Raw genomic sequence first — 21,602 nt, 5'->3', positions numbered from 1 at the left:
TCGGCCGACCGGCTCCGCGCGATCGCCGTCCCGTGTCCTCGCGGCCGCTCGGGGCAGGGCCCCTCGGCTCCGGCGGCTACGGGGTGTACGGAAGACGGTCGACGGCCCGGACCTCGCCCAGGGTCGACCACTCGTTGCGGCCCAGCCGCGCCAGCGGGCGCAGCCGGGTCACCTCGGGATGCCCGTCCACCAGCACGTCCTCGTCCAGGGCCACGTGCACGACCCGGCCGAACACGACCGTGGAGTCGCCCAGGCACAGCGTCGAGTGCAGGACGCACTCCAGCGCCACCGGGGAGGCGGCCACACGCGGCGGCTTGACGACCGCGCTGGGCTCGCGCCCGACGCCGACCCGGTCGAACTCGCCGACCTCCGGCGGGAAGGGCGTTCCGGTCGCGTTGATCTGCTCCTGGAGCGGTTCGGACGCCAGGTTCACCACGAACTCACCGGTCTCCTCGGCGTTGCGCAGGGAGTCCTTGCGCCCGACCGAGGTGAACTGCACGATCGGCGGCTCGGTGCAGGCGATGGTGAAGAAGGAGTGCGGTGCGAGGTTGTCCACGCCCGCGGCGGAGGTGGTGGAGACCCACGCGATCGGGCGCGGCACCACCACGGCCGTCAGCAGCCGGTAGAAGGCGCGGCCGGGCAGGTCGTCGGGAGTCCGTTCAGTACGCATCGGTTCCATTGTCCCGTGTGCGGTCCCGGGCCGGGGGCATACTCGCGCCATGGAACTGGTCACTGTCGACGACGTCCGCTCCGCCGCCGCCCGGATCGAGGGGACGGTCGTGCGCACCCCCCTCACCGCGGGACCGGCCGGAGGCCCGCCCTTCCTGCTCAAGCCCGAGAGCCTGCAGCCCACCGGCGCGTTCAAACTGCGCGGCGCCGCCAACGCGGTGGCGCTGCTCGACCCCGAACAGCGGCGCAGGGGAGTGGTCACCCACTCCTCCGGCAACCACGGCCAGGCCCTGGCCTACGCCGCGCGCGCCCAGGGCGTGCCGTGCACCGTCGTGGTCCCCGAGGGCGCGCCCAAGGTGAAGGTGGACCGGATGCGGGCCTGGGACGCCCGCGTGGTCATGGCGCCGCCCGCCGAACGCGAGGCCGTGGCCGGGGCGCTGGAACGGGACGAGGGCCTGGCGCTGGTGCCGCCCTTCGACGACGACCGCGTGATCGCCGGGCAGGGGACGGTCGGGCTGGAGATCCTGGAGCAGTCGCCCGAGGTCACCACGGTCGTCGTGCCGGTGGGCGGGGGAGGGCTGGCCTCCGGCGTGGCCACGGCGGTCTCGGCCGTCCACTCCGGTGGCGTGCGCGTGGTGGGGGTCGAGCCCGAACTGGCCGCCGACGCGGCGGAGAGCCTGCGATCCGGGCGGCTGGTGTCCTGGCCGCCCGAACGGACCTACCGCACCATGGCCGACGGGGTGCGGGTGTGTCTGTCGCCGCGCACGTTCGCGCACCTGTCGGCACGCCTGGACGACATCGTGACCGTGACCGAGGAGGAGATCGCGCACGCCTTGGCCGCGCTCGCCCACGGCGCACGGCTCGTGGCCGAGCCCAGCGGGGCCCTGGCCACCGCCGCCCTGCTCGCGGGCCGGGTGCCGACCGTCCCCGGCCGAGCGGAGGCGACGGTCGCGGTGGTCTCGGGCGGCAACCTCGACCCGGAACGGTTCGCCCGCCTGGTGGCGGGTCCCTAGAGCGGTTCCCCAGGCGGCTCCTGGGGCGGAGCCCCCGCGGCGGCCCATGGAACGGGGATCCGGGGCCGCGCCCCGGACGGTCCCAGGGAGGTCCGTGGAGGGCGCTGGAGCGGATGCCCAGGGAGGTCTCAGGATCGGACTCCCAGGGCAGCCCCACGATCGGATTCCCAGGGCGACTCATGGGGCCGCGCCCCGGACGGTCCCGGAGGGTCTCCTGGAGCGGGTTCCTAGGACGTGCCGTGCGGGTGGCGGGGGCCGTGGGGGTCCGCGGCGGGCCGGTCGCCGCGTGCCGCGCGGTCCTCGCGGCGGCGCATGGCCATGTCGGAGAGCGCGGCCAGGCCGAGGGCGACGGTGAACGCGGCGATGATGGCGACCGTCCACAGGGCGGTGCCGAAGGCGGAGGGGTCGACCATGGTGGCTCCGGGGGTCGGGGTGGATGCTCCGGTCCCCACCACCGTAATCGGTGTTCACTTTCGCTACGACTGTTCGTGCTCGTGAGCTGCGTCATAGACACGCACGGTTATCAAGCTGTGGCGCTGGGGCTACTGGTGCCGGGTCGTGGGCAGGTGTACTCCAGGGGAACGGATCGGCGCCGGTGCCGGTTCGTCCCGTCCGATGATCAGGAGTCGCCATGCGACAGAAGTGCTCCGTCCTGCGCGACCTGGGTGCCCCTAGCACCACGGGTCCCTTCGACCTCGCCCGCCTGCCGGGCGGTGTCCGGCGCCGCTCCCCGGTCGCCGACCTGGCCGCCGAGCCGCACATCGAGGTCGTGGACATGGACAAGCACGACCTGGAGGAGGCCGTGCACGACCCCCGGGTCCGCGCGGTGGCTCCCGTCATGCCCACGCGTCTCATCGCCCCCGTCGCCTTCGCCGGGGAGACCGGCCCCGCCGCCGAGGACGGCCACACCTGGGGCGTCGCCGCGGTGGGCGCCCTGGACTCCCGGTTCACCGGTGCGGGGGTGAGCGTGGCCGTGCTGGACACCGGCGTGGACGCCGACCACCCCGCCTTCACCGGCATGGACCTCGTCCAGCGCGACTTCACCGGCGACGGCGACGGTGACCGGCAGGGGCACGGCACCCACACCGCGGGGACCGTCTTCGGCCGCGACGTGGAGGGCACCAGGATCGGCGTCGCGCCGGGTGTCACGCGCGGGCTCATCGCCAAGGTCCTCGACGACCAGGGCTCCGGCGACTCCGACATGCTGGTCAGGGGTGTCCAGTGGGCGGCCGACGAGGGCGCGCACGTGGTGTCGATGTCGCTGGGCTACGACTTCCCCGGCCTGGTGGAACGCCTGGTGGCGCAGGGCTGGCCCGTCGACCTGGCCACCTCCTCCGCCCTGGAGGCCTACCGCGCCAACCTGCGGCTGTTCGACGCCCTCATGGACCTGCTCCGGGCGCGCGCCGCCTTCGGCCGGGACACGATCGTCGTGGCGGCCGCGGGCAACGAGAGCCGCCGGGACGTCAGCCCCGACTACGAGATCGCGGTCTCCCTTCCGGCCGCCGCCGAGGGAGTGGTGTCGGTCGGGGCGCTGGCCCGGGGGGACGAAGGGCTGGTCATCGCCCCGTTTTCCAACACGTTCCCGCAGATCAGCGCGCCGGGCGTGGGGACCCTGTCCGCGCGGACCGGTGGCGGACTGGTCAGTCTGAACGGGACCAGCATGGCCTGCCCGCACGTGGCGGGCGTGGCGGCGCTGTGGTGGGAGCGGGTTCTGGCCGAGCCCGTGCCGCACACGGCCGACACCGTGACCGCGCGGCTGATCGCCAACGCCGACACCGGCGGTATCGCCCCGGACGTGGACACCGCGGACAGGGGAGTGGGCGTGGTGCGCGCGCCCTGACCGCCCCGCGCGTGACGAGGGCGCGGGTCTTCGCGTCGGGCCCTGGCGGAGGACGGGCGTCCGTCCGCAGGAAGGGGCCCGGGAACGCGTACGACGCGCTCCCGGGCCCCGCGTCCCGCGGATGCGGCACCGAACGGGGACCCGGGGCTACAGGATCGAACCCGGGGTGTAGGCGGCGGCCTCCGGGCGCAGGGCGGTGATCGCCTCGATCCGCGACACCACCGTCCCGACCTGGTCGGCGGCCGCGCCCGTGAAGGTGATCCGGTCGGCCAGCAGGGCGTCCAGCGCGGTCCGGTCCAGCGGGAAGCGCTCGTCCTCGGCCAGCCGGTCGAGCAGCCGGTTGCCCGTGCCCTCCTGGCGCATCGCCAGGGCCGAGCCCACCGCGTGCTCCTTGATCAGCTCGTGCGCCGTCTCGCGGCCCACACCCGCCCGCACGGCCGCCATCAGCATCTTCGTGGTGGCCAGGAACGGCAGGTAGCGGTCCAGCTCGGCCGAGATCACCGCCGGGAAGGCGCCGAACTCGTCCAGCACCGTCAGCATCGTCTCCACGAGGCCGTCGAAGGCGAAGAACGCGTCGGGCAGAGCCACCCGGCGCACGACCGAGCACGACACGTCGCCCTCGTTCCACTGGTCGCCCGCCAGCTCACCGGTCATCGAGGCGTACCCGCGCAGGATCACGGTCAGCCCGTTCACCCGCTCGCACGAGCGCGTGTTCATCTTGTGCGGCATCGCCGACGAACCGACCTGGCCCTCCGCGAACCCCTCGGTCACCAGCTCGTGCCCGGCCATCAGACGGATGGTCTTGGCCAGCGACGACGGCCCCGCCGCCAGCTGCACGAGCGCGGTGAGCACCTCGAAGTCCAGCGAGCGCGGGTACACCTGCCCCACGCTGGTGAAGCGGTGCTCGAACCCGAGGTGCGCGGCGACCTCGTCCTCCAGCGACGCCAGCGCGTCGCGGTCGCCGCCCAGCAGGTCCAGCATGTCCTGGGCGGTGCCCACCGGGCCCTTGATCCCGCGCAGCGGGTACCGGGCGATGAGCTCCTCCAGCCGGCCGTGGGCGACCAGCACCTCGTCGGCGATCGAGGCGAACCGCTTGCCGAGCGTGGTGGCCTGCGCGGCCACGTTGTGCGAGCGCCCCGCCATGACCGTCTCGCCGTACTCGGCGGAGAGCCGGCCCAGACGGGCCAGCAGAGCGGTCACGCGGTCGCGCACCAGCAGCAGGCTGTCGCGCACCTGGAGCTGTTCGACGTTCTCCGTCAGGTCGCGCGAGGTCATGCCCTTGTGGACGTGCTCGTGCCCGGCGAGGGCGTTGAACTCCTCGATACGGGCCTTGACGTCGTGGCGGGTGACCTTCTCGCGCTCGGCGATGGAGGCCAGGTCGACCTGGTCCAGGACCTTCTCGTAGTCCTCCAGCACACCGGCGGGCACGTCCACGCCCAGACGCGCCTGGGCACGCAGTACGGCCAGCCACAGCCGCCGCTCGGCGACCACCTTGTACTCGGGGGACCACAGGCGGGTCAGCTCCGCGGACGCGTAGCGGGCTGCCAGGACATCGGGGATCAGCGGTTTCGCACTCACGTCGCACCACCCTATAGCGGTGAGCAGGAACATCCGCGCGCGGACCCGGTGAGCGGAGGAGCCGCCCGGGAGCTTGGTCCCAGGGGGGCGCCCGGGGCCCGTGCGAGGGGCGGGCGGAGCCCCGGGGCCCCGGCGTCGGCGGCGGGCCCCCTGAGGACTCCCGTCGTCGTCCGGGGACGCGTGTGGAGGAGTTGCGGAGCCGCCGGGGTAGGGCCCTCCCCACCCCGGATCCTCGGGTACGGCCGATTCCGCGCGCCGCCCGCCCTGCCTAGCGTTGGAGCATGACCACCACCGACGCCGCCCCGGTTCGGCCGGCGACCCTCGCCCAGGCCCTGGCGCGACCGCGCTTCCTCCTCACCCCCTGGCCCTGGCGGGCCCTGTCGCACTGCGTCGCCACCGGCGCCATCAGCCTGGCCGTCATCATGGTGGCCGCACCCGTGTACCTGCCCTGGGCGCTGGTCCTGGGCAAGCTGGCCAGTGCCCCGTGGGACACCGTGGAGATCGGCGCCCCGGCCACCGCGGGCTTCCTCGTCGGGCTGGCCATGGTCGCGGGCGTCTCCCCGCTGATCGCCCTGCCCCTGGGCGCGCTGGAACGCCGCCGCCTCTCCCTGGTCTCCGTGGGACCGTTCACCAGCGGCCACCGGACGCCGCCGCCCGGCCTGTGGGGGTGGGTCCGCACCCGCTACACCGAGAGCGCCACCTGGCGCGAGGTCGCCTACCTCTTCCTGCTCATGCCGATCGGCCTCCTCATGGTGAACGTCCTGACCGGGACCGCCGTCCTGGGAGCGGTGATGGCGCTGGCGCCGCTGCTGGTCGAGGACACCTCCGAGGCGGCCGTCTCCTTCGGGTTCTACACCGCCACCACGGTGGAGCAGGCCCTTCCCCTGGCGCTGCTCAGCCCGCTGGTCCTGGTCGTGCTGCTCTACGCCGCCGGGATCCTCGCGCAGGGGCACGCGCTGGTCGCCAGAGCCCTGCTGGTCGGCCCGCCCAAGGAGGAGCTGCGCGCCGAGCTCAGCGAGGTCACCGAGTCGCGCGCCCGCCTGGTCAGCGCCTTCGAGTACGAGCGCGGCCGCATCGAACGCGACCTGCACGACGGCGCGCAGCAACGGCTGGTCGCGCTGTCGATGGACCTGGGCCTGGCCCGGCTGGAACTGGAGGAGGACGGCGAGGCGGACCGGCGGGTGGCCGCCGCCCAGGCCAAGGCCAACGACCTCATCGAGGAGCTGCGCCAACTCGTGCGCGGGATCCACCCCCGGGTGCTCACGGACCGGGGCCTGCCCGCCGCGCTGGCCGAACTCGCCGACCACTGCCCGGTGCCCACCCGGGTGGACACGGAGATCGCGGGCCGGTTGCCCGCCCACGTGGAGGGGACGGCCTACTTCGTCGTCGCCGAGGCGCTCACCAACGTCTACAAGCACACCGAGGCCAACGCCGTGACCGTGCACGCCGACACGGTCCGGTCGGAGTCGGGGGAGACCCTGCACGTGGAGGTCACCGACTACGGTGCGGGCGGCGCCGACCCCGCCAAGGGGTCCGGGCTCACCGGTCTGAAGGACAGGGTCGCCGTCATGGGCGGCACAATGGAGCTGTCCAGCCCCGAGGGCGGGCCGACCCGAATCCGAGTGGAGCTGCCGTGTGGACCGATCCCGCCGATGCAGGGCTGACCCCCGTGCCGACCGTGCTCGCGGAGGACGGTGTGCTGCTCCGGGAGGGTCTGATCGGGGTGCTCGAACGGTTCGGCTTCCCCGTCGTCGCCTCGGTCGGTGACGGCGAGGCGCTGGTCGGGGCGGTCGCCGAGCACGACCCCGGGCTGGTGGTCACCGACATCCGGATGCCTCCCGGCTTCACCGACGAGGGACTGCGCGCCGCCGTGCGGCTCCGGCGGGACCGTCCCGGCCTGGCGGTGGTGGCCCTGAGCCAGTACGTGGAGCTCAGCTACGCGTCCGACCTCCTCGACACGGGGGACGGGCGCGGCGTGGGCTACCTGCTCAAGCAGCGGGTCGGCGACGTGCGCGAGTTCGCCTCCACACTGCGCCAGGTGGTGGAGGGCGCCACGATCGTGGATCCCGAGGTGGTCCGCCAGCTGTTGCGCCGCAGCGCCGACCCGCTGGAGCGGCTCACCCCGCGCGAGCGCGAGGTGCTGGGGCTGATGGCCGAGGGCCACTCCAACGGCGCGATCGCCCGGCAGCTGGTGGTCAGCGACGCCGCCGTGGGCAAGCACGTGGGCAACATCCTGGCCAAGCTGGACCTGCCGCCCGACGACGGCGTGCACCGCCGGGTGCAGGCGGTGCTCGCCTACCTGCGGGGAAGCCGGGCCCGTTGAGGGTGCTGCCGGGGCCTCGGAGGTCGGCGGCGATCAGCGCGGACTACTCCACGGCGGGGACCCCGGCCGTCCACCGTCGTCGGACCACGCGCGGTGTATGCGCTGGAGCACCCAGTCGTCCAGGAGCCGGTCGCCGGGCTCGGGGCAGGTGTCCGGTTTGGCGGGTCCCCAGTCCCGGCGGAGCTGTTCCTCGACGAGCTCGTCGAACGCGGAACTGCCACGGAGGCAACGCAGATCAGGGTCGACTATCAGGAGCTCGGAAGGGCGATAGTGTTCGCACACTGAGGGATGCAGGGCCTCGCGCATGACGTCCACCGCCCTGGAGACCGCGGCCCGCCTGTCCCCGGCGATGGTGACACCGCTGTCGTGGAACGGCTCGACTTCCCGTACGGCGCACAGGCACGCTTGGTTGTACAGCTCGTTTCCCCGCGGCGGCAGTTTCTTCCAGAGTTTCGTGGACGCGGATCGGCGCGCGTCCGGAACACGGCCGACCGCCATGCTGATGCTCGCGTCTATGCTCTCCTTCAGCGTCTCGATGCTTCGTTTCCCGATCCGGTATCTCGCCATGAGCTTTTCGTCATGGTCATTCCTGACATTGAGTGTCCGATGCCGGCTCCTCCCCTTGTTGAGCAGGTCCTCGTACGCCAGTCGTGGCCAGGAGTGGCGTTTCCCGATCTCATGGGCCTCCGTCCTCGCGACGTGCAGCAGGACCAGCCGCACCCGACGCACGGCGTCTCCGGACCGCTCGGGGTCGGCGACGAACTCCTCTTCGGTGAGGGGCGTGAGAGCGGAGTCCGACATGAGCGCGGGGAAGGTCTCCGCACGCGGATAGATCCCGGCTCGTCTGAGGGCGCGGAAGATGTCGTGGCGATCCGCCTCGGTCGACCTCGCCCACACGTTCGCGAAATCGTGGTTCGCGATCATCTTGAGGAGGACCACCATCCGGTACCGGCTCCGTTCGAACGGATCCAGCCGGAACTGGGCGCGGTTGAGGACGTGCATGCGCAACGCCTTGACGTGTTCTCCCTCGAGCTCGTACCTGGACGCCAGTTCGTAGCGGACCACACCCGCGATGCGCCGGGAATCGGCGACTCTCTCCAGGCGCTCGATACACCTGCGGCGTTCCTCGCGGTTGGGATCGTAGTCGTGGGCGTAGTCGCGGTCTCCGCTACCCCAGCTCCCCCAGCACGTGAAGGGCGACTTCACGGTGAGGTAGGCGGACAGATCCTCGCCGTCGAACCTCGCCCTGGCCCACTCGCGGGTCGACGGATCGCTCAGGAAGATCCGGGAGGCGACGAAACCCGCTGCCCGCGTGGCGGCCGAGTCCAGTCGAAGGGGCGGCAGCGTGATCTGGTGCTCGCTCTTCCCGGTGATGTTCTCGTACACGTCGACGGTGACCGACACCAGACGATCGCCGCCCGGTGCCGGTGCGCCCCCGTCCGGGGCGGACGCGGCGTTCTCGTGCGCCCGGACACGCACCGTGTAGGACGGTATCCGCACGAGCCGGGAGAACAGTCTGGTCAGGGCCGAGACCAGCTTGTTGCCCGTGATGTCACTGCTCTCGACGATGCTCGCGACGGCCTCGCCCGGCTCTCCTCCCGGCTTCCACGCGGGCGCGACCACCTCGATCGCCGGAAGCCGCAGTCGCAGTTCGTTGAGTACCGACGTGGTCGCTTCGTTGTCCTCGGCGGCCGGTTCGGCGACATGGACCTGCGGCTCTTTCACCGTGATGCGCTCCAGCCACAGGTAGCCCACCGCGAGAGCGATCAGCGCGGCGGCGGCCCAACCCCCCTCGGGTGCTCCATCGAGCCATGTGGGCTCACCTCTGGGCCAGGACGGCCACAACGCCCACGCGCCACCCACGGCGGCCATGAAGAGAGCGCAGATCCGCAGCCAGCGCCGACCGAAGATCCGTGCCACCGCCCACAGGAGGAGAAACGCCGCCACGAGTAGCCCGCCGACGAGAAAACGGCCGGCCCATACACCGGTCGCGGAAGCCGTCAGTAACACGAGGACACACGCCACTGCCCACACCGACGCGATGGCCAGGGTGAGGACACTCTTCCCGTCGGTGTCGTGGAAGATCTCCGGAATAACAGCCCAGGAGACGAGCGGAATCAGAATACTGAGCAGAGCGGCGACGATAAGGACGGTTTCCATATGTCCCCCCAGGCCGCCTGTGGATCCCAGGACCATGGAAGCGCAAAACCGATGCTGACCCTCAGATCATGAGAAGCGGGCGGGCCGCACCCGTCACGTATTCCAGCGTAGTGACCACCGCAGAAACACTCAAGCGGTTTGCCGCATCATATGCGTTCTTGACGAACACGATGAATGGGAGGGCGGACTCAGGCGATTTCGTGCGCGCTGGGAGCGGGACGCCATGGCGGCGATCATTGCCGACATCTTCACAGTGGGGGGTGGTTATCCAGTGGGACCGACGGGAACGTCTCGGCGCAGGTCACCGCGCGTCCAGAACGAAGAAAGCGGGCAGGCCGACGGCCCGTCACAAGCGCGTCCGAGCCCGCCCCTTCCGCTTTCCGTGACCGCCCATCCTGCGACACCGGTTCCGCGAGGGGAAGATCTCCATGGCCACCGAGAACCCGAACCGGCCCGGGGAACCGGAGCAGAGCGACCTCATCGCCTCCTTGCGGACGTTCGTCCGCACCCGCGGGGCGGACTTTCTGAGGGACCCCAACGTCTCCTCGGTCGGCATCGGCTACAAGGAGAAGGACGGCCGGCAGGAGGGGGAGATCGCACTCCAGTTCACCGTCGACACCAAGGTCCAACCCGAAGCGCTGGAGGCTCTGGGAACAACGATGCTGCCCGAGTCGGTCGTGGTGGACGGCGTCGAGGTGCCCACAGACGTGATCGAACGCAGCTACGCACCGCAGTTCCGGATCGTGGCCGAGGCGCGCAGCCCGGTCCGCAAGAACCGGCTCGACCCCATCGTGCCGGGTGTGAGCGTCGGGCACGTCAGCGTCTCGGCGGGCACGATCGGCTGTATCGTCTTCGACCGGCACGACGCCACGCCCTACATCCTGAGCAACTGGCACGTCCTGCACGGGTCCGATGGCGACCTGGGCGAGGACGTCGTCCAGCCTGGCCCCCACGATGACAACCGCACCGGCCACAACCGCCTGGGCGCACTGAAGCGCTCCCACCTGGGAGTGGCGGGCGACTGCGCGGTGGCCACGATCGAGGACCGCCGGTTCTCGCCGCAGATCACCGAGCTCGACGTCGCCCCCCAGGAGCTGGGCGAACCCGAGCTCGGGGACAAGGTCGTCAAGAGCGGCCGCACCACCGCCGTCACGCACGGCGTGGTCCGGCGGATCGACACCCTCGTCAAGCTCGACTACGGCGGGAGCGCGGGGGAGCAGATCATCGGCTGCTTCGAGATCGGCGTGGACCCGGAGCACCCGCCCCAGGACGGCGAAGTCAGTCGCGGCGGCGACTCCGGCGCTGTGTGGATGTTCACGGCATCCGACGGCCGGCCGGGCACGGTCCTGGCGGGCCTGCACTTCGGCGGCGAGGGCACGGGCAACCCGGACGAGCACGCGTTGGCCTGCCTGTCGAGCTCGGTCTTCGAGAAGCTGCAGATCGACCTGCGACCGCCCGCACCCGAAGAGGCACAGGTCCTGGCGGGCTACGACCCCCGCTTCCTGAGTCGGCGGGTGGACACCCCGGTGCTGACTCCGGTCATCGCGGGCGACGCGGTCCGGCTGGACGGGTCGGAGGTCATCCCCTACACCCACTTCTCGCTGGCGTTGAGCACCTCGCGTCGCTTCGCCCGGTGGGTGGCCTGGAACATCGACGGCGGCTCGCTCAAGCGGCTCAGCCGTAGAGGTATCCCCTTCGTCAAGGACGTGCGGCTCCCGGACGGCGTCCAGGTCGGCAACGAGGTGTACAAGGCCAACCGGCTGGACCGGGGGCACATCGCCCGCCGTGCCGACCTGCTCTGGGACGGTCCGGCCGAGGCCGAGAAGGCGAACGTGGACTCGTTCTCCTACACGAACATCGTGCCGCAGGTCGAGGACTTCAACCAGAGCGCCAAGGGAGGGCTGTGGGGACGGCTGGAGGACGCGGTGTTCGCCGACGTGGACGTCGACGACCTGCGGGTGAGCGTCTTCGGCGGGCCGGTCTTCCAGGACGACGACCGCCCGTACCGGGGCGTGCGGATCCCGCGCGAGTACTGGAAGGTCATCGTCTTCGCCGACCAGGGCGAACTCAGGAGCACGGCGTTCCTGCTGACCCAGAACCTCGACCAGATCGAGGCTTTGGAGCTCGAGGAGTTCCACGTGTTCCAGGTGATGCTGGGCGAGATCGAGGAGCGCACGCATCTGCGATTCCCGGCCGTGCTGCGCGGGGCGGAGACGCTGGTGGTGTCCGAGGCGTTGGGGGAGCGGGAGGCGTTGGGGAGCCTGTCCGAGATCCAGTGGAGCTGACCGGTTCGATGCGGCGACGAGAGGCGGGGGTGCGGCGACGATGAGCGATTTCCTCATACAGGGACGACACGGAACCAGGGGCAACTTCGAGGCGGTGATCCCGTCCTCGCATGGCGGCGGCCTGGTCCACCTGTGGCGCGACAACGACGCGGGCATGACCTGGCACGGGCCCACGTGTTTCGGTGGGCGGAGTCGGTACACGGCCTCGACGCTGATCCAGTCGAATTATGGTAGTGCGGGAAATCTGGAGGTCCTGGCGGTCGATGAGGCGGGGAATCTCGATTTCTTCTGGCGTATGGATGGTCCTCCCTGGACCTGGTCGGGTCCTTTTCATGTCGCCGGCGGGGTGCGCGGTGGTCCGTCGCTGGTTCAGGGGAGTCATGGGGACAAGGGGAACTTCGAGGTCGTCGTGCCGCATCGGGATGGCGGTTTGGTGCATCTGTGGCGGGACAACGACGCGGGTATGGCCTGGAGTGCGCCTGGTCGCTTCGTTGGCGGTGCGCGCTACGCCGCGGCCAGTCTGATCCAGTCGAATTACGGTAGTGCGGGAAATCTGGAGGTCCTGGCGGTCGATGAGGCGGGGAATCTCGATTTCTTCTGGCGTATGGATGGTCCTCCCTGGACCTGGTCCGGTCCCTTCCGGATCGGTTCGGAGGTCGCTTTCGACGTGCGGGAGTGCGGGTTCGGCTGGCGCGCGGCCTATGACCAGGCCGACACGCACGTCGTCGTGCGGATCCAGCTCGCTCCGGACGCGGGAATCGCCGCGAGCACGATGGACAACCTGCGGACGGCCTGGCGCGACGGAATCATCGGCAAGTGGTCGGACCGCTTCGACTGCACCGGAAACGGACAGCGCAAGCGCATCACTTTCGACGTGCAGTGGGTGAACAGCGGCGCCCATCACGTGGTCCGGGTGCGGACCGGTCCTGAGCGGTCCAACGTGACCACGTGGGACACGAGTGACACAGGCGACGTCGCCTCCCACGAGTTCGGGCACATGCTCGGCCACCCGGACGAGTACGTGACCGCGGCGTGCCCGTCGCGCACTCCGGTCAACACCGGGACGGTGATGGACGACAACTCCGAGACGGTCGCCCGGCTCTACGACAGGATCACCGCCCTGCACTGCGGCCACACGCCGGCCGCGGCACCGGGGGAGGGCCCCGGGGCAGGGGAAGGCGAGGGGGGCGAGGTGCGCTCGATCGACCGGCTGGAACCGTCAGAGCGGGCCGAGTCCCTGGGGCGCCTGCGGGGGATCGGCGCTCGGGCAGGGGTCGCCGACCCCGACCGGAACGAGGTCTCCTTCGAGGTGAGCGGTGGCGCTCCCGGCGAACGCTACGTGTACCGGGTCGCGGTCACCGGTTCCGGTGCGGTCCACCGCCATCTGCTCGACGACTTCAGCGACGAACCCGAATCCGAGGCCACCGGACGGGTCGACCAGGACACGGCCGCCCGGGTGTTCGCCGCCGCCGAGCGGGTGGGACTGCTCGACGACGAGCCGCCCGAGCACTCCGCCGGGGACCTGCCGCCGGACTCCCTGGTCGCGGTCGTCACCGTACGTGACGGTGCGGCGGTCCGCTGGGTCACCGTCCCGGCCGCGGACACGGAGCAGTCCGCCGCCGACCTGCCCGGCGAGGCGGCGGACGTACCCATGGAGACGTCCATCCGACTGCCGCGCGAGAACCTCACCGTGCTCCGGCCGGTGCTGGACGCGCTGCACGACGTCGAGGCATCGCTGTGAAGTAGGGAGGCGCGTGCGCCTCTCCGCCGGGCTGTGGCGGGGCGGCGCACGCCAGGGGATCCCGGTGCGGGCGCGGCGGCAGGAGCACGTTGACGGCGTGCCGTGGTCGGCCCGCCTGTGGGACGGTGGTCGGCCCGCCCGTGGGACGGGGCGCATCCTGTGCCCGCTCACCTGGCGCAGCGTCCATGGGTGGTCAGGGTGTTCACCGCGGTGTTCGGTGCACGGCCGCACAGGGGTGGAGGCCCTGACAGGACCCCCGAACGCCCACGCGTCGGGGGTCTGCGGATCGGTCGCGGCTGTGGGGCGGCGCTACTCGCCGACACCCCAGTCCAACAGGACGCAGGGCTCGTCGCCGACCACCCACGCGTCGTGCCCGGGCGGGACGAACGCGGTCTGGCCGGCCGTGGCCTCCAACTCGGAACCGTCGGACATGTGGCCGCAGATGGTCCCGGAGACGATGAAGGCGCGGTGGGTCTTCATGCACAGGTCCGTGCCCTGGATCGGGCGGGCGTGCTCGGACCACCGCCAGCCGGGCTGCAGGGTCATCCGGGCGACCATGCGCCCACCGATCTCCACCAGGTCGGCGTGCGCCTTCTCGTAGTCGTCGGTGTCGTCGGGCATGCCGAAGTCACCGACCTGCATGGACCGGCCCGAGTCCTCGTCCCAGGCCTGGATGGTGGACTGGTGCTTGATGCGCCCGTCGCTCAGGTCGAGCATCGTCATGCTCATGACCCTGGTGTCGTCGGGGTAGGTACAGCGCTCGGTGTAGGCCACGTGCTGACCGTCCGAGATGACGTTGACGACCTCGTGGGTCATCTCGCGAGCGGAGATGTCGCGCATGACCGGTGCGATCGCGTCGCGCCCGTGCAGGACGGACGGGCGGCTCGGCGGGGTGCGGCGGTCGATCATCTCGAAGTCGGCGTCGTCGGCCATCATCGAGACCATGGTGTCGGCGTCCCTGTTCTCCACGGCGTGGGTGTAGCGGTTCAGGTCGAACGGGCCTGCGCTCTCGGAACGGGTGGTCATGGTGGGCTCCTTCCAGGGGGAGGCCGCCCCTCGACCGGCGGTCTCCTTCCCAGGGTGCTCCCGCCGCAGGCCAGCGTTCGGCCAAGAAAGGGTGATCACTTGGCCGGGCTCCGCCACGGGCACCCCGAGCGGGCGTCGGCGCGCACGGTCGTATCGTGGGAACCGGAGTCCCCTCGTACGCGCGCCCCCGCGCAGCCCAGGATGGAGACCGGATGCAGCCGACCGTCGCCGCCCCGGAGAGCGTCACCTGGAAGATCCACCTGGACCGGTCGATGTGGGTCGCCGGAGTGCGGGCCCTCATGCTCCAGGCCCTGCATCCCGTCGCGATGCAGGGCGTGTGGCAGCTGTCGGACTTTCGCTCCGATCCCACGGGCCGCCTGCTGCGCACCGCCCACTTCGTGGCCGTGACGACCTACGGCAGCCCCGTCGAGGCCGACGCCCTGGGCGAGCGCGTGCGGCGCGTGCACCGAGCGCTGGCCTTCACCGATCTGGCCACCGGACGTCGCCACCGCGTCGACGAGCGGGAACTGCTGGTGTGGGTGCACTGCGCGGAGGTCTCCTCCTACCTGGAGACCACCTACCGGGCGGGGGTGCCGCTCACCTCCCGCGAACGGGACCGCTACGTCGACGAGCAGGCGCGTACCGCCGGCTACGTCGGCCTGGACCCGGCCGACGTGCCGCGCAGCGTGCCCGACCTGCGCCGCTATCTCACCCGGACGCGGCCGAGGCTGCGCGTCACTCCCGAGGCGCGCCAGGCCGTGCGCTTCCTGCTGTGGCCCCGGGTGCCCGACCGCCTCGCCTGGCTGGCCCCGTTCAAGCCGCTGTGGTTCCCCATCGGCGCGCTCTCCTACGCCACCCTGCCCGGCTGGGCGCGCCGGGCCTACGGCGTGCTGCCCGAGCCGCCGGGCGGCGACGCGGCCGCCACCGCGTCGCTGCGCGCCCTGCGGTCGGCCCTGAACCGGGTCCCGGAGCGCTACTACAACCTGCTCTTCGACGAGGCGACCGTCCGCAGCGCGGACGAGGCCAGGGAGCGCCTGCTGGCGGCCGGTTACGAGGTGGCCAACGGGTTCCGCGCCCTGCGCGCCCGGACCCTGTTCCGTCCGCCGAGTGCCCCGCCGCACGTTCCGCCCCCGCGCGACCCCGTCGACGCGTGAGTCCGCCCCGGCGTGGGACCGACCTCTCCCGCGCCGCGGCCGCCCGCATCCGGACGTTCGGACGTTCGGACATAGGATTCCGGGCGAGACCGGGGAGCGCACGGAGGAGAGACAGTGGCACACACCAGCGCCGGAGGGGCCGAGGCGACGGGGACCGCACGCGCGGACGGGATCCGCGTGCTGCGGGTGCACCACGACGACCCCCGCGTCCAGGGGCTGCTCGACGGACTCCTGGCGGAGTACACGGAGCGCTACGGCGCCGAGGGCGCCGCGCGCGAGCTGGCGAGGTACCCGGTGTCGGAGTTCGCGGCCCCGCACGGCCGGGTGGTGCTGGCCGAACTCGACGGGCGGATCGTGGCCGGTGGCGCCGTGCGCCCCTACAAGCGGGGACGCACGGCCATGGCCGACACCGCGGAGTTCAAGCGGGTGTGGACCAGCGCCGACCACCGGCGGCGCGGGCTCGCGCGCCGGGTGATGGCCGCCCTGGAGGAGGCCGCGCGCGACCTCGGCTACACGCGCGCACTGCTGTTCACCGGTCCGGCCCAGCCGGAGGCGGTGGCCCTGTACGAGCGGATCGGCTACACCGCGCTCGACCCGGCCGAGCTCGACGAGCTGCCGCACCGCTCGTCCCTGCCGTTCGCACGCGACCTGCGGGCCTGAGGCGGGCACTCGATCCGCGAGGGCCGTCCCGGTCGTGCCGTTCTGGCCGGGGAGCGGCGCTGGGAACCCGCACGACCTGTGGGGTGGCCCTGGGAGTGCGCGGGTTCCGGCCCCCGGGGCCGACCCCGGGAACGGGCGCCGTCCTGGCCGGGCACCTCACCGGCCGGGCACGTCACTCGCCGTCGGGCGGGGCCGACCCCTCTCCGCCCTCGCCGCCGGGACCGCCCCCGGGCGGGGTGCCGCCCTCACCCGGCGCACCACCGCCGGGCGCGCCCCCGCCGGTCGTGGTCTCCTCCGGGGTGATGCCCACGGTCACGGACAGGGTGTAGCCGTTCTCCGGTGTGCCCTCGGTGACCGCGACGGGGGAGACGACCATGGCGGCGGCGTTCCCCTCGGACTGCTGCGCCTCCTGGTACACCTGGTCCTCCTCGACGGGGGTCAGCTCCAGGACGTGCTCGGAGTAGGGTTCGCGCTCGGCGACCTCGGCGCAGAAGTCGTCGGCGAACAGCAGCTGGCCGGTGTGCACGGTGGTGCCGCCCTCGTAGGTGGTGTCGGCCTCGCCTCCGACGTGCACCTTGAGGTGGACGTGCGTCACCCGGGGGCTGTACCAGCCCGGGACGATGGTGCTGAAGTGGGCGGTGCCGTCGCCGTCCACGAGCCGGATGCCGCGCAGGAAGGACATGTCGTCGCCCTCGCCGTCCTCCTCGGGGACCCGGCCGCCGGGGCTCGCGTCGGTGTAGCCGGAGTAGTACCCCCAGGCGTCGCAGTGCCAGATCTCCACCGCCACCGCGTCCTCGGTCATCGGCGCGCACCCGTCGGAGTAGTCGACGACCGTGATCGCCATCGCCAGCGGGAAGCCCTGCTTGCCCTCGGTGATGTCCTCGCGGATGAGCTGTCCGTCGAGGTAGTAGGGGCCCTCGGTCACCTCCGGGGACAGGACGCACACCTCGTCGGTGGCGCCCGTGGTCGGTGCCGCGTCGGTGCCGCTCGCCCCGCTCCCGGTGTCGGAGGAGGAGCATCCCGCCAGGGCCGTGCCCGCCACCAGGGCTCCGCCGCCCGCGAGGGCGTGCCGCCGGGTGACCGGTGCGCCCTGGAACCTCGTGTCCGCCATGAGTTCCGCCCGTCCGTGTTCGCTGTTCCGTCGGCCCGTGTGCCGACCATGGCCACCACTCTGGCGGCTGCGGGTCAACGCGGTCTTGGTTTCGGACGAGAACAGGGTGAGAGCCGACCGGGCCGGGCCGGTCGGGACGGGGGTTATGGGGACCGCTATGTCCGCGCCCAGGCCACGGGGGCCGCTGTTTCCGTACGATGGTGGCACAGGCCGTGACCAGCGGTCATCCGTGATCGACCCGATGAGGAGTGTGCCCAGGTGAGCGAGCAGCAGCGCCCGGAGACAGAGACGGACGCGCCCGTGTTCAGTCCACGTAAGAACGGGCAGGCGCAGTCGGTCTCCGACGAGCTCGCCGCGTGGATGCGCACCGGATGGGCCGACACCGAGCGGCGCGACCTGGAGCCGATCGAGCAGTCCGAGCACACCGCACGGCGCCGCGCCCGGATCAGCGCCGCCTTCCCCGGCGAGCGCCTGGTCGTGCCCGCCGGCCAGCTGCTCACCCGGTCCAACGACACCGAGTACCCCTTCCGCGCCGCGACGAACTACGCCTACCTCACCGGCGACACCTCCGACGGCGGCTGCCTGGTCTTCACGCCCGACGCCGACGGCGGCCACGACGTCGTGCTCTACCTCAAGCCCCGCTCCAACCGCGACAACGGCGAGTTCTGGCTGGGCGGCTACGGCGAGCTGTGGACCGGCCGCCGCAACAGCCTGCCCGAGGCCGCCGAGCTGCTGGGCGTGCCCACCGCCGACGTGCGCACCCTGCCCGAGGCGCTGCGCTCGGGCGACACCGCCGTGCGCATCGTGCGCGGCCACGACGCCGAACTCGACGCGATCGTCGACGAGCTGCGCGGGGACGCCGACGAGGAGTCGCGCGCCAAGTCCGCCCAGCTGGACGCCGACCTGGGCGTGACCCTGGCCGACCACCGGCTGGTCAAGGACGCCTGGGAGGTCGCCCAGCTGCAGCTGGCGGTCGACGCGACCGTGCGCGGCTTCAACGACGTCGTCACCGCCCTGCCGCAGGCCAAGGACACCTCCGAGCGGTTCATCGAGGGCACGTTCTTCCTGCGTGCCCGGGTGGAGGGCAACGACGTCGGCTACGGCACCATCGCCGCCTCCGGCCCCAACGCCACCACCCTGCACTGGACCCGCAACGACGGCCCCGTACGCGAGGGCGATCTGCTGCTGCTGGACGCGGGCGTGGAGACCACGACCCTGTACACCGCCGACGTCACGCGCACGATGCCGGTGTCGGGCACCTTCACCGACGTGCAGCGCAAGGTGTACGACCTGGTCCACGCCGCCCAGGAGGCGGGTATCGCCGCGGTGGCCCCCGGGCGCCCGTTCACGGCCTTCCACGAGGCCTCCCAGCGGGTGCTGGCCGAGGGCCTGGTCGAGTGGGGCCTGCTGGAGGGCCCGGTGGACCGCGTCCTGGAGCTGGGCCTGCAGCGCCGGTACACCCTGCACGGCACCGGCCACATGCTGGGGATGGACGTGCACGACTGCGCCGTCTCGCGCCAGGAGCTGCACCTGTACGGCGACCTGGAGCCCGGCATGGTGCTCACGGTCGAGCCGGGCCTGTACTTCCAGCCCGACGACCTCACCGTCCCCGAGGAGCTGCGCGGCATCGGCGTGCGTATCGAGGACGACGTGCTGGTCACCGAGGAGGGCCGCACGGTGATGTCGGCCGGCCTGCCGCGCTCGTCGGCCGAGGTGGAGTCCTGGCTGGCCGAGCGCCTGCCCCGCTGACCCGTCGATTTCGACGCGGGCCCGCTTCCCTTTGGAGGGGAGCGGGCCCGCTTCGTGTGCGCCGGGATCTTCACCGGTGTCGGGTACGCGGCACTGTTCGGCCTGGTGGCGCACTGGTTGGGCGGGCGCGCCGCGGCCATGGCGTGGCCGGTGCGATGGCTGGGCGCGCTCGGACGGCGGTCGATGAGCGGGTACCTGGCGCAGTCGCTGGTGTGGGGGCCGGTCCTGGCCGTCTGGGGCTTGGGCTTGGGCGCGTCCATGTCGAGCTGGTCGGCCTCGGTGCTGGCGGTGCTCACCTGGGCGCTGACGGTGGTCGGTGCGGCCCGCTGGAGCGGGCGGGGCGTAGGGGCCCGGCGGAGGTGCTCCTGCGGCGGTTGACCTATCGGTCGGTGCGGTCATCCGGTGCCTGCAGGCCGGGCGCGCGGGGCTCCGCATCGAAGCGCGTTCGGGCGGAGGGCGCCAGCGCATACGCCGGTGGGCATGCCCCGTACCGAAGCCCGTCCGGGCGTTGGGCCCGCTCACCGGAGCGTGGCCGGACGCATCGACTGCCGCTGCCGCTGCGGTGCCGATCGTGCGGGCCGTGCCCGGCTGTCAGGCGGCGTCGCGGGTGAGGCGGTGAGCTGTTGCCGGAGTTGGGTGATGATGCGCTGGCGGCCGGGCGGATGTGCGGGCCCGGCGGGTTCCTCCCTGCGTGGTCGCCCAGCGCGGGCGTAGGAGTCCAGGACCCGTTTCCACAGCGCGGGGTCGGTGGAGTCCTGGGCGGGCGGGTGCAGGAGCTCTCCGGGGACGGCACGGCAGGGGTCGCCGCAGACTCGACAAGCTGCGCCCGGTGCGTTGCGCACGCCCGGGTGGCGCGGGCAGGTGCGGGCGGCGGCACCACGGTCGTCCACGTCGAAGCTGGGATGGCGGGAGAACGGGTCCGCTTCGGCGAGGTCCGGAACCGTGCCTGGGTGTGCTCGATCCGTGCCGGGTTCGGTTGCTGATGACCGGCTGAGGCGTCCGGTCAGGAAGGCGCGGGCGTCGCGGAGGGTGCGCAGGCGGCGCATCAGTGCGGGGAAGGGGCGGTCCAGGGCGTCGGTGCCGGTGAAGAGGGTGCTGACGTCGTGCTCGGACAGGCCCTGGTCCAGCAGGAGCCCGGCCGCCTCGGCCAGGGCGCGCCGATCGTGGTGGGGGCGCGTGAGCCGGTGGGTCGGAACGGCGGCGGCGAGCCGTTCCGACAGGCGGGGGAGTGGTGTGGGAAGCGGGGGCGAGGGCGTCGCGGGACGCGGTGGCAGCGCCGGAGCCGGTGCTGCTGCGTAGGTGGAGCTTTCGGGAATGTCGTTATGCGCCGTGGTTCGGGCGTGTTCGTCCCCACCTGTACTGACGCGCCTACGGACGGAAGCGTCGGCGCGGTGGTGGGAAGGGTGCTTCGGAGAAAGGTCTGTCCGTCGCTCTGACGCCTCGCGGGTGTCAGGCTGACGGGTCGTCCCTACCGCGGGGTAGGGACGCGTGGCCTCGTCCAGGAGCTCCTCGCCGAGGCGGGCGCGGGCGCGATTGATCTCGGCCAGGGTCTGCGCGGGGTAGGCCCCGGCCGGGATCAGCAGGTCGATCACGAGCGGCAGCCGGTCGGCGTGCCTGGCACCGGAGGCCAGGTCGGCGGCGAAGAAGGCCCGGGTCTCCTCCCGGCTCAGAACGTGGACGAGGCGGGCCGTCTTGAGGTCCTGGAGGGCGCGCAGGACGGTGGACTCGCTGAGCAGGCCGCCCGAGCGCGCGCTCACGGTCCGCTGGTAGAGGAAGCACCAGCGCCCGTCCACGTCGGCGGCCTCGGCCAGGACGCTGAACAGCAGGTGCGCGCGGATCGTGGGGAACAGACCGGACCGGCGTGCCTGGCCGATCCACAGGGGGAGGACGAACCCGATACCGTCCATCGCGCCCAGCGGCCGCTTGCGCGGGCCGGAACACTCGGACCGATTCGCCGTTTCGCCGGATGTCCGTGGGCAGGGGAGGATAGACTCCATCACCAGCCGCCTTCCTGGGTAGACAGGACAGGTGGTCAGAACCCGGACCGGTGCGCTAACACCGTCCGGGTTCGTTTGCTTTCAGGGCGTAATCTAGCGAGTTCGAACGCGGGTTCGGATGGTTTTCCGGAAAATCCGTGTGGACGTAGTTGAGATCTACGTCGTCAAGGTGACGGCTCGGGACAAGAGAGGCCGCCTCAAACGGATCATCCGATCGGCTGAGACCCCGGAAGGGACCCAGGGAACTCCCGAGGTGGAGCCGCTGTTGTACAGGTCAGCCTTGGCCTACACTTTGC

The 21,602-nt window shown here is 72.0% G+C and carries 17 protein-coding genes; 10 read left to right on the top strand and 7 right to left on the bottom strand.

Annotated features, from left to right (window positions below; genetic code table 11):
- Positions 1-76 precede the first annotated feature (76 nt).
- Positions 77-670, bottom strand: a complete 594-nt coding sequence (locus ADL05_RS15120) for a flavin reductase family protein (RefSeq protein WP_053617602.1) — start codon at positions 668-670, stop codon at positions 77-79.
- 49 nt (positions 671-719) lie between these two features.
- On the opposite strand from ADL05_RS15120, the gene ADL05_RS15115 reads away from it, so the two are divergent.
- Positions 720-1,682, top strand: coding sequence for a threonine/serine dehydratase (locus ADL05_RS15115; protein ID WP_053617601.1), 963 nt, complete (start codon positions 720-722; stop codon positions 1,680-1,682).
- 227 nt (positions 1,683-1,909) lie between these two features.
- Here ADL05_RS15115 and ADL05_RS15110 read toward each other — a convergent pair whose 3' ends face one another.
- Positions 1,910-2,095, bottom strand: a complete 186-nt coding sequence (locus tag ADL05_RS15110) for a hypothetical protein (protein WP_053617600.1) — start codon at positions 2,093-2,095, stop codon at positions 1,910-1,912.
- A gap of 218 nt (positions 2,096-2,313) precedes the next feature.
- On the opposite strand from ADL05_RS15110, the gene ADL05_RS15105 reads away from it, so the two are divergent.
- The gene (locus ADL05_RS15105) at positions 2,314-3,522 is read left to right on the top strand and encodes a S8 family serine peptidase (protein ID WP_053617599.1); all 1,209 of its coding nucleotides are present in this window, start codon (positions 2,314-2,316) and stop codon (positions 3,520-3,522) included.
- Positions 3,523-3,669: 147 nt separating this feature from the next.
- Here ADL05_RS15105 and purB read toward each other — a convergent pair whose 3' ends face one another.
- Positions 3,670-5,100: an adenylosuccinate lyase gene (gene purB, locus ADL05_RS15100; RefSeq protein WP_053617598.1), complete on the bottom strand. Its 1,431-nt coding sequence runs from the start codon at positions 5,098-5,100 to the stop codon at positions 3,670-3,672.
- Between the two features lie 281 nt (positions 5,101-5,381).
- On the opposite strand from purB, the gene ADL05_RS15095 reads away from it, so the two are divergent.
- Complete coding sequence (locus ADL05_RS15095; RefSeq protein WP_053617597.1) at positions 5,382-6,764, top strand: sensor histidine kinase; 1,383 nt, start codon at positions 5,382-5,384, stop codon at positions 6,762-6,764.
- The gene (locus ADL05_RS15090; protein ID WP_053617596.1) at positions 6,734-7,423 is read left to right on the top strand and encodes a response regulator transcription factor; all 690 of its coding nucleotides are present in this window, start codon (positions 6,734-6,736) and stop codon (positions 7,421-7,423) included. Before ADL05_RS15095 ends, ADL05_RS15090 begins: the two co-directional genes overlap by 31 nt.
- A gap of 33 nt (positions 7,424-7,456) precedes the next feature.
- Here the strand turns inward: ADL05_RS15090 and ADL05_RS15085 are convergent, their stop codons facing one another.
- Positions 7,457-9,583 (bottom strand): hypothetical protein, encoded by a 2,127-nt coding sequence (locus tag ADL05_RS15085; RefSeq protein WP_053617595.1) that lies wholly within the window; start codon positions 9,581-9,583, stop codon positions 7,457-7,459.
- 428 nt (positions 9,584-10,011) lie between these two features.
- Here ADL05_RS15085 and ADL05_RS15080 point away from each other — a divergent pair, with 428 nt between their 5' ends.
- Positions 10,012-11,868, top strand: coding sequence for a DNA/RNA non-specific endonuclease (locus ADL05_RS15080; RefSeq protein ID WP_053617594.1), 1,857 nt, complete (start codon positions 10,012-10,014; stop codon positions 11,866-11,868).
- Between the two features lie 604 nt (positions 11,869-12,472).
- A complete protein-coding gene (locus tag ADL05_RS15075; protein ID WP_053617593.1) occupies positions 12,473-13,609 on the top strand; it encodes a hypothetical protein in 1,137 nt (378 codons plus the stop codon).
- Positions 13,610-13,918: 309 nt separating this feature from the next.
- On the opposite strand, the gene ADL05_RS15070 is transcribed toward ADL05_RS15075, so the two are convergent.
- A complete protein-coding gene (locus tag ADL05_RS15070) occupies positions 13,919-14,635 on the bottom strand; it encodes a nuclear transport factor 2 family protein (RefSeq protein ID WP_053617592.1) in 717 nt (238 codons plus the stop codon).
- Between the two features lie 212 nt (positions 14,636-14,847).
- Here ADL05_RS15070 and ADL05_RS15065 point away from each other — a divergent pair, with 212 nt between their 5' ends.
- Entirely contained in the window at positions 14,848-15,789 is a 942-nt protein-coding gene (locus tag ADL05_RS15065; protein WP_053617591.1) for an oxygenase MpaB family protein, read from the top strand.
- A 114-nt stretch (positions 15,790-15,903) separates the two neighbouring features.
- Positions 15,904-16,449: a GNAT family N-acetyltransferase gene (locus ADL05_RS15060; RefSeq protein WP_053617590.1), complete on the top strand. Its 546-nt coding sequence runs from the start codon at positions 15,904-15,906 to the stop codon at positions 16,447-16,449.
- A 172-nt stretch (positions 16,450-16,621) separates the two neighbouring features.
- Here the strand turns inward: ADL05_RS15060 and ADL05_RS15055 are convergent, their stop codons facing one another.
- Positions 16,622-17,560: an intradiol ring-cleavage dioxygenase gene (locus ADL05_RS15055; RefSeq protein WP_053617589.1), complete on the bottom strand. Its 939-nt coding sequence runs from the start codon at positions 17,558-17,560 to the stop codon at positions 16,622-16,624.
- Between the two features lie 258 nt (positions 17,561-17,818).
- Between ADL05_RS15055 and ADL05_RS15050 the strand changes: the two genes are divergently transcribed.
- Positions 17,819-19,309, top strand: a complete 1,491-nt coding sequence (locus tag ADL05_RS15050) for an aminopeptidase P family protein (RefSeq protein ID WP_053617588.1) — start codon at positions 17,819-17,821, stop codon at positions 19,307-19,309.
- Between the two features lie 54 nt (positions 19,310-19,363).
- On the top strand, positions 19,364-19,687 hold the full coding sequence (locus ADL05_RS15045) for a DUF418 domain-containing protein (RefSeq protein ID WP_053617587.1): 324 nt from the start codon (positions 19,364-19,366) through the stop codon (positions 19,685-19,687).
- A gap of 140 nt (positions 19,688-19,827) precedes the next feature.
- On the opposite strand, the gene ADL05_RS15040 is transcribed toward ADL05_RS15045, so the two are convergent.
- The gene (locus ADL05_RS15040) at positions 19,828-21,216 is read right to left on the bottom strand and encodes a hypothetical protein (RefSeq protein WP_053617586.1); all 1,389 of its coding nucleotides are present in this window, start codon (positions 21,214-21,216) and stop codon (positions 19,828-19,830) included.
- Between the last annotated feature and the right edge of the window lie 386 nt (positions 21,217-21,602).

Source organism: Nocardiopsis sp. NRRL B-16309, assembly GCF_001279585.1.
Lineage (GTDB): Bacteria > Actinomycetota > Actinomycetes > Streptosporangiales > Streptosporangiaceae > Nocardiopsis.
Note: the sequence above shows the minus strand (reverse complement) of the source record. Positions and strands in the feature narration are given on the sequence as shown.

What these genes read in the sequence shown, in the direction of transcription:
- ADL05_RS15120 (WP_053617602.1), bottom strand. Translation starts at nt 670, where the DNA reads ATGCGTACTGAACGGACTCCCGACGACCTGCCCGGCCGCGCCTTCTAC.
- ADL05_RS15080 (WP_053617594.1), top strand. Translation starts at nt 10,012, where the DNA reads ATGGCCACCGAGAACCCGAACCGGCCCGGGGAACCGGAGCAGAGCGAC.
- ADL05_RS15040 (WP_053617586.1), bottom strand. Translation starts at nt 21,216, where the DNA reads ATGGACGGTATCGGGTTCGTCCTCCCCCTGTGGATCGGCCAGGCACGC.
- ADL05_RS15055 (WP_053617589.1), bottom strand. Translation starts at nt 17,560, where the DNA reads ATGGCGGACACGAGGTTCCAGGGCGCACCGGTCACCCGGCGGCACGCC.
- ADL05_RS15095 (WP_053617597.1), top strand. Translation starts at nt 5,382, where the DNA reads ATGACCACCACCGACGCCGCCCCGGTTCGGCCGGCGACCCTCGCCCAG.
- ADL05_RS15070 (WP_053617592.1), bottom strand. Translation starts at nt 14,635, where the DNA reads ATGACCACCCGTTCCGAGAGCGCAGGCCCGTTCGACCTGAACCGCTAC.
- ADL05_RS15110 (WP_053617600.1), bottom strand. Translation starts at nt 2,095, where the DNA reads ATGGTCGACCCCTCCGCCTTCGGCACCGCCCTGTGGACGGTCGCCATC.
- ADL05_RS15065 (WP_053617591.1), top strand. Translation starts at nt 14,848, where the DNA reads ATGCAGCCGACCGTCGCCGCCCCGGAGAGCGTCACCTGGAAGATCCAC.
- ADL05_RS15105 (WP_053617599.1), top strand. Translation starts at nt 2,314, where the DNA reads ATGCGACAGAAGTGCTCCGTCCTGCGCGACCTGGGTGCCCCTAGCACC.
- ADL05_RS15075 (WP_053617593.1), top strand. Translation starts at nt 12,473, where the DNA reads ATGGATGGTCCTCCCTGGACCTGGTCCGGTCCCTTCCGGATCGGTTCG.
- ADL05_RS15085 (WP_053617595.1), bottom strand. Translation starts at nt 9,583, where the DNA reads ATGGAAACCGTCCTTATCGTCGCCGCTCTGCTCAGTATTCTGATTCCG.
- ADL05_RS15115 (WP_053617601.1), top strand. Translation starts at nt 720, where the DNA reads ATGGAACTGGTCACTGTCGACGACGTCCGCTCCGCCGCCGCCCGGATC.